We start from the raw sequence: 16,082 nt of genomic DNA, 5'->3' as shown, positions 1-16,082 counted from the left end.
CACCTGGCACATCGCCCCAGCCACCGCATAAACGAAAGGGCCGCCCGGCCTCCGGCCGGGGCAGTCCCACAACAAGATTTTCAGCAGTCTTCTAGATGATTGAGTCCGCTGTTCTCAGTGGTCCCTACCTTGTTGATCGGGGTAAGCGAGCCATTCGTAGGGTTGGCTCACCCAGGGGTGTCGGGTGTGGCTTTCAGCGGTCTGCCGTCTGTGGCTTCCTACGATTCGCCGCCCGACGCCCCCGACGACTCGGCTGCTGATGAGGAATCGCGATCCGATCGCTGAGTAGGGACTCGCCAGCGAGGTCGTCTGTGGTGCAGGTAAACAACGACCCGTTGAGAGCGCGCGACAGCGATTTGGGCCGGTATCGACGCCGGCAGGACCCACCACCACTGCGTGGTGATCGACGACACCGGCAAGCGGCTGTTGTCACGGCGAGTGGGCAACGACGAGCAGGAACTGGGCAAGACCGACGCGAAAGACGCGGCGATCATCGCCGACCAGGCCCGGATGCGCCGGGATCTGCACTCTCTGCGGCCCGGCGAGGAACTGGTCGCCGACCTCAAGGTCCTCACTGGCCATCGCCGCGACCTCGCCGATGACCGCACCCGCGTCGTCATACCTGCCCCGTCCTTCTTCGGGACCGCACCCAACTGGCACGTGATCGCGCCACTGAGCTGACCAGCGCCTCGCCCACCGCCCGCCGAAGCCATCTCCGCGCTGCTCGGCAAGCAGCAGTTCGACACCCTCGTCACTGTCGGACGCGGTGGCCACCGCCGCCTGACCACCATGCTGTACAGCTGGAACTCCGAGGCCCGGTCTGTGTGTTCACAGCGCCGTGACCCGCGAGCGGCGCTGCATGTGCAGGTCGGCGACGCGTGAGGGACTACACCATTGACGCGCATATATGACTATTTGAGCCGCATGAGAAATTCAATTGTATTTCGTGAGAAGCGGTGTTCTGCGGTGATTTGGCGGCGTCGGAGGGTGAGGATCAGTGCATGCCCGGCCGAACGGTCCGGGCAGTCCCGGGGCGTCAGCCCCGGTTCGTACGGAAAGGCCTGAACATGATCAACGGGTTGAAGAGGGCCGCGGCCCTGGGCGCGGCAACGGTGGCCCTGGCCGCGGGCGCGGTCGTCGGCACGGTCGGCACCGCGTCGGCCGCTCCGCAGGACCACCGGCCGCCGAAAGCGTCGCACCACTGCGCGAAGGTGGGGGGCCACTGGGCACGGCAGTGGCACCCGGGGTTCCGGGACCGGCACCACCGCTGGCACCCCGGCAAGTGGACGCGCGTCTGGCGCCCCGCCCATCAGGAGTGCCACCGCTGACCCCGTAGCCGACGCCGGAACCCGCGCGTAGGGGTGGCGGCGACCCGAACCGGAACCGGCCCCGACTCGCCTCCTCGAGGGCGTGGCGGGGCCGGTTCGTCGTGTCACACCCTTCTTCGGGCTTGCCCCGGGCGTGGCGAGGAGGCACCATCGCGATGACTCCGAGGCGCGGAGCGCCACCGGGCTCAAGCGGACGGAACCCCGAACGCAGCCACTAGCAAGGCCAGTTCGGTGGAATTCATGTCCTCGCCCTTCGCGTCCGTGGCACCGACGTTCATCACCATCGTGCGGGACAGGTCGCGGGTGGCGGCGATCACGCTGGTGTAGCCGTACCGGCTGCCCGTCTTGCCCCAGACCTCGCGGCCGCCGAGATTGATCTTGGACAGCCCTGCGCTGTAGGAGGCCGGGGCGCCCGAGCCGTACTCACGCACCGACGCGTCGGGCAGGGTGAACATCTCCTCCAGTTGCGACCGAGGCACCACACGACCTGTGAACAGCGCATGCACGAACCGTTCCAAGTCGGCGGTGGTGGAGATGATGTCGCCCGCCGCGTAGCCCTGCGTCTGGCCCCACACCGTGACGTCGCGGAGCTCGGTCGAGCCGTCGGGGCGTGGAAAGGCCTGGTAGCCGTGGTTGTGGGGTCCCTCGATGCGCGGGTCGGTGCCGGGGTACGAGGTGTTCTGAAGCCGCAGCGGCCTCAGAATGCGCCGGCCGACCTCCTCTTCGTAGGCATGTCCGGTGATCCTCTCGATCAGCAGACCGAGCACGGCGTAGTTGATGTTGAGGTAGTGCTGCTGGGTGCCGGGCGCGAACTCGGTCGGCTTCGCGGTCGCGTTCTCCACCATGTCCTCGGGCGTGTGGACATCGAACCGATGGGCGTAGGCCTCCTCGATGGTGTCGCCCGGCATGTCGGCCGCCGGGATGCCGCTCGTGTGGTTGAGCAACTGCCGCACGGTGACGTCCTTGTAGGCCACCGGAATCAGTGCCGGCAGGTAGTGGCGTGCGGGCGCGCTCAGGTTCACCCTTCGCTCGGCGGCGAGTTGCAGGACCACCGCTGCCGTGAACACTTTGGTCACCGAGCCGGCCCGGAAACGGCCGTGCGGATCGGCTGGGCGTCCGCTGTCCAGGTCGTGCACGCCCGCGCTGCCGCGCCACGTGCCGTCCGTGCCGCCGACGCGTACGAGCGCGGCGGTGGTGTCGGAGTCGGGCAGGGAGCCGAGCGCCGCGCACAACGCCTCGGTGTCGAGCCCGCCCATGTGCGCGGCGGAGGTACACGAGGGCGGCGACAGGGGCGTAGTCGCCACAGCCGGCTGGGCCGCAGGGAAGGCCACGGCGGTCAGGGCGAGGAGAGCGGGCAGGGCGGTACGGGTACGGGCGTTCATCTTGTGATCTCCTGACGACGGGAAACGGCGCGAGCCGTTGCCTGCCATCCTGTTGATCACAGCCCCCGAGCGGATCGCCCGGGCGAGCGGTCTTGGTGCGCACGTCTACTCGCCCCCGCGGGGGAGTCGGCGGCCCCGCCTCCTCCGCGAGAGGGATCGTGTACCGGGAGCCCGGCGGCGGCCGGTCCCCCCGCGGTGACGAGTCCGGTCTCGTACGCGCAGATGACCGCCTGGATGCGGTCCCTGAGCCCGAGCTTCGCCAGCACGTTGCCGACATGGGTCTTCACGGTGTGCTCGCTGACCGTCAGCGCGGCCGCGATCTCGGCGTTGGACAGTCCCCGGGCGAGGTGCAGCAGGGTCTCGCGCTCGCGGGCGGTCAGCGCGTCGAGCCGGTCCGACGCGGGCGCCCAGGCCGGCCGGGGCCGGCTCCTGTACTCCTCGACCAGCCGGCGCGCCACCGTGGGGGCGAGCAGGGAATCGCCCTCGGCCACCACCCGCACCGCGTGGACCAGATCGTCGCGCCTGACGTCCTTGAGGAGGAAGCCGCTCGCTCCCGCATGGAGCGCCTCGTACACGTACTCGTCGGAGTCGAAGGTGGTGAGCATGATCGTTCGGCAGTCGGTTGCGGCAATGATGGCGCGACACGCCTCGATCCCGTCCGTGCCCGGCATCCTGACGTCCAGGAGCGCCACGTCCGCGCCGTGGAGCCGCACGGCCTCGGCCGCCTCGGCCCCGTCAGCCGCCTCCGCGACCACCTCGATGCCGGGCTGGGCGTCGAGGATCATGGCGAAGCCGCTGCGTACCAGCTCCTGGTCATCGGCCACCACCACCCGAATGGTCACCCGTCCACCTCCAAGAAGACATCGGCGACCGGGAACCGCACTCTCACCTGGAACCCTGTGCCGTCCGGGCCCGGACCCGTCTGGACGGTCCCGCCGTGCGCCGCGGCCCGCTCCCGCAGCCCGATCAGACCGTGCCCCGGGCCCCTGCCCGGCCTGCCGCCGGTACCGACCGCGACTCCCCTGCCGTTGTCGGTGACCGTGATCTCCACGGTCTCGGTGCCCAGCTCCACGCACACCGTTGCGGATTCCGCGGAGGCATGTCTGACCACGTTGGTCAGCGACTCCTGCACGATCCGGTAGACGGTGGCTTCGGTAGCCGGCGGCAGGGACCCCGGAAAGCCCACGGTCACGTACTCGACGGCGAGGCCGCCCGAGGCCACCTGCTCCACGAGCAGCGGAAGATCGGACAGAGCGGGCAGGGGTTTGCGGGACGCGGGCTCCGGGGCCTCCGTGTCCTGCCTGAGCACCCCCAGCATCCTGCGCAGCTGCGTCATCGCGTCCCGCCCCGTCTCGGAGATGGCCTCGAACGCGGCCTCGGCACGCTCCGGCGCCGTACGGACCGCGACGGGGCCGGCCTCTGCCTGCACCACCATCAGGCTCACCGCGTGCGAGAGGATGTCATGCATCTCCCGTGCGATCCGGGCCCGTTCGGCCGCTGCCGCCTGCTCCACCTCGATGCGGTTCGCGCGCTCCAGCTGAGTTGCCCGGTCCTCCAGAGCGGCCGTGTAGGCCTTCCGGGTGTGCGTGAGCCTGCCGAACCCGTACGCAGCGCCGAAGAGGAACAGCGAGAACAGCAGTTCCCTGGCCTCACCGGAGTTGAGCGCCACCGAAGGGAATATCAGCGCAAGCGTTCCCGCGGCCACGGGGATGCGCCACCTGGCCGGGGTCAGTTCGGCAACCGTGTAGAGCGCCACCAGCGCGTTGTACGGCAGCGGCTGCCCAGGTCCGTCGAGCGTGAACCGGTAGAGCACCTGCGCGGCAAGGACCGCGCCAAGCACGGTCACTGGCGCCCGGCGCCGCCATAGCAGGGGCAGCACGCCGAGCGTCGTGAGGCCGTACGACGCCCAAGTGGCGGGCGGCAGTGCCTGCGCGCGCGGGACGACGAACGGGATGGTCTCGGCAGCCTGCACGAGCAGCATCAGCCCCGCGTCCACCGTCCAGGGACTGGTGAGCGGCTGACGGATACGGGAGGCGAGGAGCCTCAGGTGACCGGCCGGCATCAGGGTTCTCCGGCGGCCAGGCCGAACTGCGCCACTTCCGGACCCTGTTCGGCCTGGTGGTCCGGGCGCCAGCGCGAGCAGAACACGATCCCGGGCTCCAGCAGGTCCAGGCCCTCGGCGAAGGACGCGACCTCTGCCCGGCTGAGGGCCACGATCGAGGAGTGGCATGGTCGCTCCAGAACCTTATCGCCTCCTCGTTACCGGCGCCGCCGGGTTCGAGTGTCGGGTGGCTCAGCACGAGGTAACTGCCGGATGGAAGGGCATCCAGCAGAGTCCTTCGCCTCGCCGATGGAGGGGGCGGAAACTGCCGATCGTCGGGCGAGCCCACGCACGCATATTGATCCGAAACGCTTTGTGTTCGATCAGGTCCCGTCCGAGGCCGAGCAGGCGCGCGAGGGAACACCCCTCCGGCTGCGACTCAGGCCGGCTCCGGCACTGCGCCATCACGGGCCGCCGCGTACAGCGTGACCCGCAGCAGCGTCCGCAACCGCTCCCATACCCGCAGCGGCTGTTGTTCGACGGCGAACCGCTCGCCGACGCCATGTGGACGTGACCCGATCCGTCGCTGGTCGTCGTCGATGTCCCACCGCTCGACCAGCGCGTTCAGCGCCTCGTCTCGTACCTGGTCAGGACCACGCCGCCGGGAAACGTCCGTGTCTCCACCAGGTTCAGGTTCGTCCAGCTGTCCAGCGCGGTGAAGAACGGTGTGCCGCCACCCACCAGGACCGGATGGGTGACGATCGCGTACTCGTCGATCAGCCCGGCCCGCATCGCCGCCCCGGCGAGCGCTGCGCCACCGACCCTCATCGGCCCACCGTCCTCGGCCTTGAGCCGAGTGATCTCCGCGACCGCGTCGCCGGTGACCAGGCGAGTGTTCCAGTCGACCTTGTCGACCGTCGAGGAGAACACCACCTTCGGCGTGTCCCGCCAGTTCCGCGCGAACTCGATCTGCGCCGGGGTGGCGCCCGGCTGCTCGTCGCCGGTCGGCCAGTAGGCGCTCATGGTCTCCCACAGCTTGCGCCCATACAGCAACAGGCTGATCGCCCGCTCCTGATCGAGCCACCACTGGAACAGCTCGTCGCTCGACCCGCCCCAGCTGAGGTCGTCGCCGGGCGCGGCGACATAGCCGTCCAGGGACAGGTTCATGCCGTAGAGCAGTCTCCGCATGGCGCCGGCCTTCCGTCAGGTAACGGTTCTCGTCTGTCCCCGTTGTGATGTAGTGGGGGTCTCCGTTGTAACCACGACCTTAGCGAACCTCGTTGACCGTCTTACCCTTGTCACCTCGGTCGATTTGAAGGCGGTGACGATTCGGCCGGCCGAGCGACGGCGCCGCTTGTTGGTACGCGGCCGACAATCCGCAACTTGCCGGACAGCTACGTCAGATCGTTTGGGCCTTCCGGAAATCGCGTACGACGCCGGGGACACGTTGGCCCTGCCGACCGCCTCGAGCGCCGCGTCGAGACAATGCGGGCGTCGACCCGGTTCTGGCTCCTTGCGCTGATCCGTGCGGCCATCGACGTGCGTCTACATATCGGTGTGCGGGTCGCGTGCAGCCAGGACGCTGAAGAGGGTGGCGACGATGGCGAGTACGGCGTATCCGAGGGCGATCTGCGGTAGCGAGAAGGCGTTCGAGAGTTGGCCGGAGATGAGGCTGGGGAAGGCGGCTCCGCTGTAGCAGAGCAGGTAGACGGCGCTGAAGATCGGTGCCCGGTCGGCGAGGGTGCTGCCATGAAGCAGGCCGCGGGTGGCGGAACTGATGGCGATGCCTTGACCGGTGCCGGCGATGATGGTTGCGGCGATGAACAACGTCAGTGTGCCTATGGCGATCGCTGTGATGATGCCGATCCATCCGGCCAGGAAGATGATCATGCCGATTCGTTGGGCCGCCGCGGATGTGAACCGGCCACCGATGGGAGCGCCGAGAACGCTGGGGGCCATGTAAAAGGCGAACAACAGTCCGAGGATGAGCGGGCTGTGGGTGTGGAATTGATCTGCGACCAGTGCGGGCATGAAGGCCTGGTAGAAAGCCCCGGTCGCCCAGGTCGCGAGGAACACCGCGGCGGCGACAGGGAGCAGGTGCCTGACTCGGACCGGTATGCGGACCCGGGGTAGCAGTGATCGCCAAGCACCCGGCGTCGGCTTCGCGGTTTCCGGACTGATGACGATGAGTGCGGCAGACAGTACGAGGAAACCGGCGCAGACCAGGTAGATGAGATGGCGTGGCCAGGGGCCGAACTGGACCAGGGCGCCGGAGGCGATGGCGCCCAGGGTGAGGCCGAGCATGGGTCCCTGGCTGGAGGCGACGGAGGCCAACCATTCCGGTCTGGTGGGTGCGGCGTCGACGAGATAGGAGGTGAGGCTGCTACTGGCCACCCCCGTACCGACACCCATCAGTAGCCGACCGGACAGCAGGGTCACGATGTCGTGCACGTTCAGCAGCAGCAGACAGCCCAGCAGGAGCAGGCCGAGACTTGCGATTGCGGTGGGCCGTCGGCCCAGGTGATTGGACAGCCGTCCCAGCACCAACAGTCCGGCGATGGTGCCGATGGAGTTGCTGACGACGGCCAGTGAGATGCCGGCGTTGGTGAACCCGTCCTCGGCCCGGTAGGTGTTGAACAAGGGGATCGGTGCGGCCGACGCGGCAAACGAGGCCACCAGGGAGACCACCGCAGAGGAGAATGCCAGCTGGAGCGGTCTGCCCCGGCGGGTCAGGTTGATCACTGGTGCCACGTCCTGCATCGAGCAGTGCCTTTCCATGAGTCGGTACGTCAGGTCCGGATGTCGGTCGTGGACGCTCTGGCGGGGTCGTGGCCTGTTCGCATGCGGACAGCGCCGGCTTGGCCGACGGCGTTGACGGCCACACCGGCGCCTATTCCGCTGGTGGTGTTCGCAAACTGTGCGGACTTGGGTGAGTGCTGGATTGAGGTCGCGTCGTCTCGGCGACCGCGTGGTCGGGTCAGGTGCCCGGAGCGATCGCACAGGCCGAGACGCAGACCCAACCACCCTCACGCTTCTGGTAGGTGTCCGTGTACAGGGCTTCCTGAGCCGCTCCGTCGGCGAGCATGGTGTACGTGGCGCGGCCGTGGACCAGGGCAACGTCACTGAGGATGCGGACCTTGACGTCGTGCACAGCGAGATCCTTGAAGGGCCGCGGCTTGGCGATGTACTCGAGGAACTCGGCACGGTTGCGCGTGACACCCGGAGTCTGCACGACGAAGTCCTCGGCCAGCAGCTCGCTGAAACGCTGGACGTCGTTGAACTGGTCGGAGTGGACGTAGTCATTGTTGAGCTGCTCGAGGATCGCCAGATCTTCGATGGACTGCTTGGTGTTGGTGTCCTTCACTTTCTTGTTCCTTCCCTGCGTGTTGCGGCGTCGCTGCAGGTGGGCTGTCGTTTCGGTGCCGCGTACGCCGTGCCGGCGCGCACTGTTGTGTCTGTCGATCAGGTGCTGGTCGACGCGGCGAACGAGGCCATCAGGGAGACCACCGCAAATTGGGAATGCCTCGCGTTCGCTATGGAATGCAGCCGTCGCGATCTGGGTGAAGAGACAGACGGCTCTCGCGCGCCGCGGCCTCTTGGGAGCCCGGGCCTTGGGTGTAAGTCGGGGCGGCTCCAGCTCCGACCGAAGGCCAGTGTTGCGACGAGCTTTCATCAAGCTTCTCAAAAGCAAAACGGGACTGTCAAGTCCTCTTGTCCTTGGAATTGTCGATCACTTTCCAAGAAATGCGCAGATCAGAGGTTCAACGCCTGGACGCAGCGCCGTGAAGTATGGACTGGGTAGCTCTTCGGAAAAACAGGTGACAGTGGACGGCGAGATGTGGCGGCCCGGGGCCGGCCCGGGCGCCTGCGCAGTGCTGGGACCACGACTGAACGGAGGCCGGTGACGGGCTTGGCTGCTACGCACCGTGGTCGCCGAGCGGTGCTTTCGCAGGGTCAGACTTGCGAGTGCAGCGGTTTGCCCGTCAGCGCGAGAGCTGCCTCACCGAGCGCCTCACCCTGTGTCGGATAGGCGTGGACGAGGCCGGCAACGTCCTGAGGACGCGCTTCCCAGTTGTAGATGAGCTGCGCTTCCCCGATCTGCTCACTGATCCGGTCGCCGATCATGTGAACACCGACGACTGCCCCGTCCTTCCTCCGGATGACCTTGACGTGCCCTTCCGTTCTCAACGTGCGGCTACGAGCGTTGGTCGCGAGGTCGTAAACGACGAAGTCGATGTTCTCGGCCCCGTACGTCAGCTTGGCCTTGGCTTCTGTCAGGCCGACCGACGCGATCTCAGGGCGGGAGAACGTGACGCGCGGGACGCCGTCGTAGTCGATCGGCACAGCAGTCTTCTCGGCCACTCGGTCGGCCACGAGGATGCCCTCGGCGAAGCCGACGTGTGCAAGCTGCGGAGTGGGGACCAGGTCGCCGATGGCGGAGATGGTGGGGACGCTGGTGCGCATGTATTCGTCAACCAGCACGTGCCCCTTGTCCATTGCGACACCCGCCTCTTCGAAACCCAGCCCTTGGGAAACAGGGCCTCGTCCGACGGCCACGAGCAGGAGGTCGGCTTCCAGCGCCTTGCCGTCTGCCAGACGGACGCGGATGCCGTCCTGCGTGTATTCGCTGCTGACGAAGGGGACACCGAGGTGGAGGGTGATACCCCGCTTGAGGAACTCCGTCTCCAACCGGCTGGAGACGGTCTCGTCCTCCGTCGGGACAAGGTGTGGCAGGGCCTCGACAACGGCGACCTGGGCTCCGAACGACGACCACGCGGAGGCGAACTCGACGCCGATTACTCCCCCGCCGAGCACGATCACGGACTTGGGGACGCAGTCGAGGGTGAGAGCGTGGTCCGACGAGATCACTCGCCGTCCGTCGATCTCCAGTCCGGGCAGGGTTCTTGGAACGGAGCCGGTAGCGAGTACGACGTGGCGGCCCGTGAGTCGGCGGCCTCCGACGTCGACAGAGGTCGCTGATGACAGTCGGCCCTCTCCTTCCACATAGGTGATGCCGCGTGCGTCGACAAGGCCGGTGAGCCCATTGCAGAGGCTTGAGACGACGCTGTTCTTGTAAGCGTGCAGGGCCTCCATGTCGATGCCTTGAAAGGACGAGCGCACCCCCACGTCGCGAGCATGGCGGGCCTGATCGGCCAGTTCTGCCGCGTGCAGCATCGCTTTGGTCGGGATGCAGCCGTTGTGGAGGCAGGTGCCCCCGAGCTTGTAACGTTCGACCAGGGCGACGCTGAGCCCGAGCTGGGCTCCGCGCAATGCGGCTGCGTACCCGGCGCTGCCGGCCCCGAAAACGACCATGTCGTAGGGCTCTTCGTTGTCGTTCATGTCATTGCTCCTTTGCGGTCTGCCGGACGGGTTGCCCGGTCGGCGCCGCCCCCCGGTTGTGGCGGCACTGCTCCTATGGCACTCCACCCCAAAGGACTGATCAGTCCATGGTGCGAGGAAAGCGCAAGACCTTCTTGGGGGAGAGTGGGAGGGAGGACGGGCGGACGCGTGTGCTGTCCGTACGGGTCACGAGAGTTGGCGCGCACGGGCGGCAAACCCGCAGGTCCAGGCCGAGCAGCTCTCGTGCTGCCTCGTGCACCGCGTATCAGCCCACGGTGTATGTCTTCACTTGGGCCAGCGCCATATCCATGGCGATGCGCATCGGTTCGACGTCGCGTGTCATCTGGGCGAGCAAGTAGCTTCCCTGCAGTGCGGCCATCACGGACACAGCGAGCTTTGCAGGATCGGCCTCCTCCTTGAGCGAGCCGTTCTCCTGCATCCGGCGCAGGCCTGCCGTGATCAACTCCTGCCATTCGCAGAACTTCTCAGCGAGCAGGTTTCGGGCCGCGGGATCCTGAGGCGCGTGGGATCCGACGAGCGCACCCAGAGCGCACCCGTAGGCTCCATCCTGGAGAGAGTTGAGGCGGATGATCGAATCGTTCCAGCGTTCCAGGGCCTGGAAGGAGCTCATCTGTTCCAGGTGCCGTCGGTCGCGATCGAGAATCTGCTGGGCACGCAACTCGATCACACTGTGTACAAGCTCGTCCTTGTCTGGAAAATGGCGGTAGAACTGGGACTTGCTGGTTCCGCTCACCGCTCGCACGTCATCCAGGGTCACCGAGTTGACACCCTTGACGTAAAAGAGGTCTGCAGCGGCCTGGATCATGCGAACCCGTGCTATGGATCCGCTGGTGATCGCCATTCTCTGCCCCTTCTGAGAGATGTGGAATCGATGGCGACGCGTGAGGGCGCAGTGCGGGGCTTACCGTTGGCGCCGGTCATCACCGACACCGGCTTGCCAGCGGCCTCTCTCGACTCACCGCTCGCCGCCGCCTGCTCGCTCGGGAAACCCGTTGTCATGGCGACGAGGCTTTCGGCAGTCACGCTTACCCCGCCGCACCTCGCTCCGCCGTAGGCGAGCGCCTCAGTTGCGGGCATCATCGACGGCCCGCGACCCAGGATCGAGGATCTCGCGGAACTGGGAATACTTCTCGATGAAGCGATCCACGACAGGGCACCGGTTGGTGACCGCCGCGTCTTCCTTCACCAGGTCGGACAGCGCCTCGCGGATCAACGCGGTCCCCAGGCCGCGGCCACGGTAACCCTCCTGGACGTACGTGTGCGTCAGGCTGTACTGAGCGCCCTTGTGCTCGTATGCGAGCAGCCCTGCATAGTCGCCGTTCTCTTGAACCTCGTAGAACCTGTTGTCTTCGTCCTTGAGGACTCTGATCGAGCCGCTCGTGTCAGTCCACAGCACCTTGGCCATCGCTGTTCCTGTATCTGTGCTGGCTCCGTCTGGATGACGGGGCAATCCTGTCGATCACCTAGTGGACTAGATCGTCCTCTTTGGAGGTTGATGACCCTTCAGCGGACGCGGATGATGGTCTTTCCCCTGACCCGCGCGGTCGGATTGAAAGCCGCGACGGCATCATCGAGGGTCGCGACGTTGCCGATGACCGTACGCAGCCGTCCGTCCCGCACCCGCTGGACCACCTCACGCAGCTGGACGCGATCAGACTCGACAACAAAGTCGATGGCCAGGCCGTCCGCAGGTCGCGCCTCCGGCGGGCCGGCGATGGTCACCAGCGTTCCTCCGGCTCGAATCAGGCTCGTGGATCGCTTCCCTATGTCGCCACCGATGACGTCGAAGACCAGATCAACTCCACCGGCGTCTTCCAGCGTGTCGTCGTCCAGGTCGACGAACTCCATCGCGCCGAAGTCGAGCACCGCCTGACGATCGGCGGCACGTCCGGTGCCGATGACGTAAGCACCCGCCTCGCGCGCCAGTTGCGTCACCACCGATCCGACTCCGCCGGCCGCACCGTGCACGAGGACGCTCTGCCCCGGCTGAAGACGCCCATGCTCGAACAGGCCCTGCCACGCCGTCAGGCCCGAGATCGGCAGACTCGCGCCTACCGTGAAGTCAACGTCGGCGGGCAGCGGCGCGAGGTTACGTGCTTCGACGGCCGCATACTCCGCCAACGTGCCGTCGCGGGTCCAGTCCGTGAGGCCGAAGACTCGCTGTCCCACGGACAGCCCCGTCGTGCCATAGCCGAGGGCACTGACCACTCCGGCGAGCTCATGACCGGGGATCGACGGAGTGCGGTCGCGGCCGAGGCGGTCCGTCCAGTTCGAAGGCCACGTCAGCTCCCCTGGGGTGAATCCGGACGCATGAACCTCAACAAGCACATCGTTCCCCGCCGCCTCGGGCGTGGGGCGCTCCGCCAACCTCATTCCGGCCGTTCCCGCGGCCTGATCGGTCACAACGATCGCCTTCATCGGGTACTCCCTGCATCCCGTCATCGTCCGCGCGCCACGCACGTCCAACCGCAGAACTAAAGTGAACTAAAAGGTCCATAATTTTGGCCCTATCTGGACTCTAACAGCATACTCAGGTCTACGACTGGTCGAGATAGTCCCGTTCAAGGAAGCCGGGTCAGCCCCGTCGGCGCCTGCAGCGGGTCTCCGGGACGATGGCGACGACGGACAGCCCTGGGGACCAACCCGCCGCGCATGCGGACGACACCTCAGGCAGCCGGCGGATCACACCCGCGCTCCATTGGTCTCCGCGGCCAGCCGCGGCTGCCTACCATTGCGCCCTGGCGCCGACGAGCGGGCGGCCGGCCACCCGGGGCCGGCACGGAATGCGTGTCCGGGGTCAGGGCTTGATGAGCACCTTCAGGCTTCTGCGGTCCGCCATGTCCTGGTAGCCGGTCGGGACGCCGTCGAGGTCAGTGGTGGCGTCGAAGACCCTCCCGGGCTCACCCGTGCCACTCAGGACGTCGGGCAGAAGTCCTTCGATGTAGGCGCGGGCCGGTGAGGGGCCACCGGCCAGGCGGATGTTGTGGCGGAAGAGGCTGCCGATGCCAATGGGTGCTTCCTCGTACTGAGGGGCGCCAACCCGGCTGATGACTCCGCCCGGCCGGATGATGGCGAGGGCTTGATCGTAGGCGGGCCTGGTGCCGACGGCTTCCAGGACCGCGTGCGGACCGTACCCGCCAGTGAGCTCGCGGACAGTTTCGGCGCCTTCCTCGCCGCGGGCGGAGACCACATCGGTCGCGCCGAACTCGCGGCCAAGGTCGGTGCGCGCCTGATGGCGGCCCATGAGGACGATCTGTTCGGCACCCAGCCGTTTGCAGGACAGGACCGCCATCAGGCCGACGGCCCCGTCGCCGATCACCGTGACGCGGGTGCGCTCGTTGACTCCGCCTGACACGGCGGCGTGGTAGCCGGTACAGAGGACGTCGGAGAGCGTCAGCAGGGAGGGAATGAGCGCCGAGTCCGCGGTGGCAGGGAGCTTGACGAGAGTGCCGTCGGCCAGCGGGACGCGGATGGCTTCGGCCTGAGCGCCCTCTTCCGCCTCGCCGTCCCAGAAGTTCGCCTGTGGGTGGACACAGGAGCTGTGCAGGCCCTGACGGCAGAACTCGCAAGTGTTGTCGGAGATACTCCAGGGGGAAACGACCAGGTCGCCGCGCTTGATGGTGGTCACCTCCGAGCCGGTGTCTTCAACGATGCCGATGAACTCGTGGCCCATCCGTACGGGACCGTCCTCGGGCTTCAGCGAGGCGTACGGCCACAGGTCCGTGCCGCAGACACAGGATGCGGTGATCCGGACCAGGGCGTCGGTCGGGTTCTTGATGACGGAATCAGGCACGTTCTCGACGCGGACGTCGCCAGCGCCGTACATGAGTGTTGCGCGCATCAGTGATGCTCCTTTTCCAGGTGGTGCCTGCGGGAGTGGTGGTGCGTTTCGGCTGGCCGCCGACAAGAGAACGCTGCTGATGGACTTGTGGCGACCTTCCATGTCGATTCGAGTTCGCCCCTGCTCCGCCATCGCACCTTTTCCAGTGACCACACAGCGCTGGCGTCGATTACGGAACAGAGTCGCTTACTGTTCCGATGGGTGTCGTGCCCGAGCCGTCTGAACGCGCACTCGTCGGTGCGGAGCAACAGCCGCCGGTTGGACTGCGCAGCCCCTCGACCACTGCTAAAGGAGTTGTCACTCCGCCCGGAACGCCACCGATAATCGTCGGTTATCAACTCCATAAGACGTGGAGCCCGCCGTCCTCTTCCGTTATAACGCAAACGAGAGGACCATGCAGTCCATGCAGTGACGCCTGTGAATGTCGCCATCGCCGGGCACCGTGCTCGCGGGGACCTGATGCATGTCGGCGCGGGCTGCTGCCCAGAAGTCATCGTGAGGGGAGGTCGGGCCCACATTCGAGCCTTCCTCGGTTCGCATCCAGTGAGAGGCAGAGGTGGTCCATGTGACAGGCAAGTCACGCACGTCACGCGCACCTGCGAAGGCCGCACCTCATGCGCTCGACGCCCCGGTGGGCACGGAGCAGCCGACTGGTACCCCCAAGCGCGGGTCGGCAGCGCTCTCGGACTCTTCCGCAGACCCGGTGATCGCGCGTAGTAATATCGGGCACATGTCCGTAGAAGATGCTCCTAGGCAGGAGCGGCGCCTGACCCCACGTGGGGCTGTCACCCGCGACCGCATTGTTCAGGCCGCTGCCGACCTTTTCTACGTGAGAGGCGTCAACTCGGTCTCACTCGACGACGTACGAGCGACAAGCGGGACGAGCAAATCTCAGCTGTATCGCCACTTCGCGGACAAAGACCAGCTTGTCCACAGCGTCATCGAGCTGCGGGCCGATCAAGTCCTGAACCGTGATCGCCAAATGCTGGAGCGGATGAATTCCATTCGCGCGCTCGAGCGATGGAGCGACAAGGTCATCCATCTCAACTCTTTGCAGAACGGTGCCTACGGGTGCGCGTTGGGCTCGCTCGTCAGCGCGCGGGCGGCGCAGGACCCGACATCGAGGAGCAAGCTTGCCGAGACGTTCGCTGAGTGGCAGCAGCTCATCTCGGCAGGCTTGAAGCGCATGCAGGAGAACGGCTCGCTACATGAAGAGGCAGATCCGCAGCAGCTCGCCACTGCTGTCATGGCTGCCTTGCAGGGCGGCTACTTGCTGGCTCAGACCGCCCAGGACGTTGAGCCGATGCGCGTCTCCATGCAGATGGCGTTGAACTACGTACGCTCCTACGTCGTGGGCTGAGCCGGATCCTCAGCGTTGGCGGACCGGCGGCTAGGTCAGCTCGATGAAGGCGAGACCCAGGTGCCTGAATGTTTCGCGTCGACCAGGCTGATGTATTCGGGATTCTTGTGTATGAACCTGTCGACGACTGGACAGTAATTTGAAATGGTGTTTCCGTGGATGCTCAGAAAGTCCAAGGTGCTCTTTATGAGGACGTTGGAGAGACCGCGCCCTCGGAATGTGTCGTAGATGACCGTGTGCATCAATACGCGCCGATCACCAATTTCCCGATAACCCATGTGGCCAGCCGTCTCACCGGCTACGGATATCTCATAGCGACGCCCCTTCTCGTTGTTGCTCACCGCCACGGACGATTCCGCGTCTGAAAATATAACGTCAGGCATTTCAGCCCTCCAGTCCGTCACGAAGGCCCCACAGTGGGAAAGTTGCCAGAAGTCGATCGGCGGCCGCCGTGAAGAGGTCCAGCCTCTGACCGGTCGGCGTAAAAGCCCGCCTGCCCCGGCTCTGGCGCAGCGCGTTTCAGCCTAGGTGAAGTGGACGAAACAGTCCAGTCCTAATCCCGGGCCAGCATCCCGTCGGCGCATACTGCGACCCGCGAGGGAGGGGAGGCTGCACCCTTGCCCGCATGCAGCGCTCCTCACCAGCGGCGCTCTGCCTTGTTGAGGAAGGTTCACCCCTCTGGATCCTGCACGGAGCGGCACCGGACGCCCCATCCATGGCAAGCAGACGGCGCGCCGGTCATCGCGGGTACGCAGACCGCGGTCATGTC

General features: G+C 66.4%; 14 protein-coding genes and 2 pseudogenes. 3 read left to right on the top strand and 13 right to left on the bottom strand.

Annotated elements, in window-relative coordinates; all coding sequences use genetic code 11:
* Positions 1-354 precede the first annotated feature (354 nt).
* Both ACFV3E_RS12550 and ACFV3E_RS12545 read left to right on the top strand, forming a co-directional pair.
* Positions 355-618: pseudogene (locus ACFV3E_RS12550) on the top strand (IS110 family transposase); the annotation flags it as partial.
* A 449-nt stretch (positions 619-1,067) separates the two neighbouring features.
* Positions 1,068-1,328 (top strand): hypothetical protein, encoded by a 261-nt coding sequence (locus ACFV3E_RS12545; RefSeq protein ID WP_500371275.1) that lies wholly within the window; start codon positions 1,068-1,070, stop codon positions 1,326-1,328.
* Between the two features lie 185 nt (positions 1,329-1,513).
* Here ACFV3E_RS12545 and ACFV3E_RS12540 read toward each other — a convergent pair whose 3' ends face one another.
* The 12 genes and pseudogenes from ACFV3E_RS12540 to ACFV3E_RS12485 all read right to left on the bottom strand — a co-directional run bounded on the left by ACFV3E_RS12540 (position 1,514) and on the right by ACFV3E_RS12485 (position 13,953).
* Positions 1,514-2,710 (bottom strand): serine hydrolase domain-containing protein, encoded by a 1,197-nt coding sequence (locus ACFV3E_RS12540; RefSeq protein ID WP_500534660.1) that lies wholly within the window; start codon positions 2,708-2,710, stop codon positions 1,514-1,516.
* A 56-nt stretch (positions 2,711-2,766) separates the two neighbouring features.
* Positions 2,767-3,552: a response regulator gene (locus tag ACFV3E_RS12535; RefSeq protein ID WP_500534659.1), complete on the bottom strand. Its 786-nt coding sequence runs from the start codon at positions 3,550-3,552 to the stop codon at positions 2,767-2,769.
* Positions 3,549-4,772 carry a sensor histidine kinase gene (locus ACFV3E_RS12530; protein WP_500534658.1) on the bottom strand — a complete coding sequence of 408 codons (1,224 nt, stop codon included), beginning with the start codon at positions 4,770-4,772 and terminating at the stop codon, positions 3,549-3,551. Before ACFV3E_RS12530 ends, ACFV3E_RS12535 begins: the two co-directional genes overlap by 4 nt.
* Positions 4,772-5,049, bottom strand: a pseudogene (locus ACFV3E_RS12525) (SAM-dependent methyltransferase); the annotation flags it as partial. The pseudogene ACFV3E_RS12525 and the gene ACFV3E_RS12530, both read right to left, overlap by 1 nt.
* Positions 5,050-5,375: 326 nt before the next feature.
* Positions 5,376-5,939, bottom strand: a complete 564-nt coding sequence (locus tag ACFV3E_RS12520) for a dihydrofolate reductase family protein (protein WP_500534657.1) — start codon at positions 5,937-5,939, stop codon at positions 5,376-5,378.
* A gap of 357 nt (positions 5,940-6,296) precedes the next feature.
* Complete coding sequence (locus tag ACFV3E_RS12515; RefSeq protein WP_500534656.1) at positions 6,297-7,493, bottom strand: MFS transporter; 1,197 nt, start codon at positions 7,491-7,493, stop codon at positions 6,297-6,299.
* Between the two features lie 235 nt (positions 7,494-7,728).
* On the bottom strand, positions 7,729-8,115 hold the full coding sequence (locus ACFV3E_RS12510; RefSeq protein ID WP_500534655.1) for a nuclear transport factor 2 family protein: 387 nt from the start codon (positions 8,113-8,115) through the stop codon (positions 7,729-7,731).
* Positions 8,116-8,705: 590 nt separating this feature from the next.
* Positions 8,706-10,091 (bottom strand): dihydrolipoyl dehydrogenase, encoded by a 1,386-nt coding sequence (gene lpdA, locus ACFV3E_RS12505; RefSeq protein ID WP_500534654.1) that lies wholly within the window; start codon positions 10,089-10,091, stop codon positions 8,706-8,708.
* A 265-nt stretch (positions 10,092-10,356) separates the two neighbouring features.
* Positions 10,357-10,953: a TetR/AcrR family transcriptional regulator gene (locus ACFV3E_RS12500; RefSeq protein ID WP_500534653.1), complete on the bottom strand. Its 597-nt coding sequence runs from the start codon at positions 10,951-10,953 to the stop codon at positions 10,357-10,359.
* A 222-nt stretch (positions 10,954-11,175) separates the two neighbouring features.
* Positions 11,176-11,517, bottom strand: a complete 342-nt coding sequence (locus ACFV3E_RS12495; protein ID WP_500534652.1) for a GNAT family N-acetyltransferase — start codon at positions 11,515-11,517, stop codon at positions 11,176-11,178.
* Positions 11,518-11,615: 98 nt separating this feature from the next.
* Positions 11,616-12,530: an NADP-dependent oxidoreductase gene (locus tag ACFV3E_RS12490; RefSeq protein ID WP_500534651.1), complete on the bottom strand. Its 915-nt coding sequence runs from the start codon at positions 12,528-12,530 to the stop codon at positions 11,616-11,618.
* A 379-nt stretch (positions 12,531-12,909) separates the two neighbouring features.
* Complete coding sequence (locus ACFV3E_RS12485) at positions 12,910-13,953, bottom strand: zinc-binding dehydrogenase (RefSeq protein WP_500534670.1); 1,044 nt, start codon at positions 13,951-13,953, stop codon at positions 12,910-12,912.
* Between the two features lie 730 nt (positions 13,954-14,683).
* Between ACFV3E_RS12485 and ACFV3E_RS12480 the strand changes: the two genes are divergently transcribed.
* On the top strand, positions 14,684-15,313 hold the full coding sequence (locus tag ACFV3E_RS12480) for a TetR/AcrR family transcriptional regulator (protein ID WP_500534650.1): 630 nt from the start codon (positions 14,684-14,686) through the stop codon (positions 15,311-15,313).
* Positions 15,314-15,348: 35 nt separating this feature from the next.
* Here ACFV3E_RS12480 and ACFV3E_RS12475 read toward each other — a convergent pair whose 3' ends face one another.
* Positions 15,349-15,654: a GNAT family N-acetyltransferase gene (locus ACFV3E_RS12475; RefSeq protein WP_500534649.1), complete on the bottom strand. Its 306-nt coding sequence runs from the start codon at positions 15,652-15,654 to the stop codon at positions 15,349-15,351.
* Between the last annotated feature and the right edge of the window lie 428 nt (positions 15,655-16,082).

Source organism: Streptomyces sp. NPDC059718 (assembly GCF_042733315.1).
In the GTDB taxonomy this organism is placed as follows: Bacteria; Actinomycetota; Actinomycetes; order Streptomycetales; family Streptomycetaceae; genus Actinacidiphila.
Note: the sequence above shows the minus strand (reverse complement) of the source record. Positions and strands in the feature narration are given on the sequence as shown.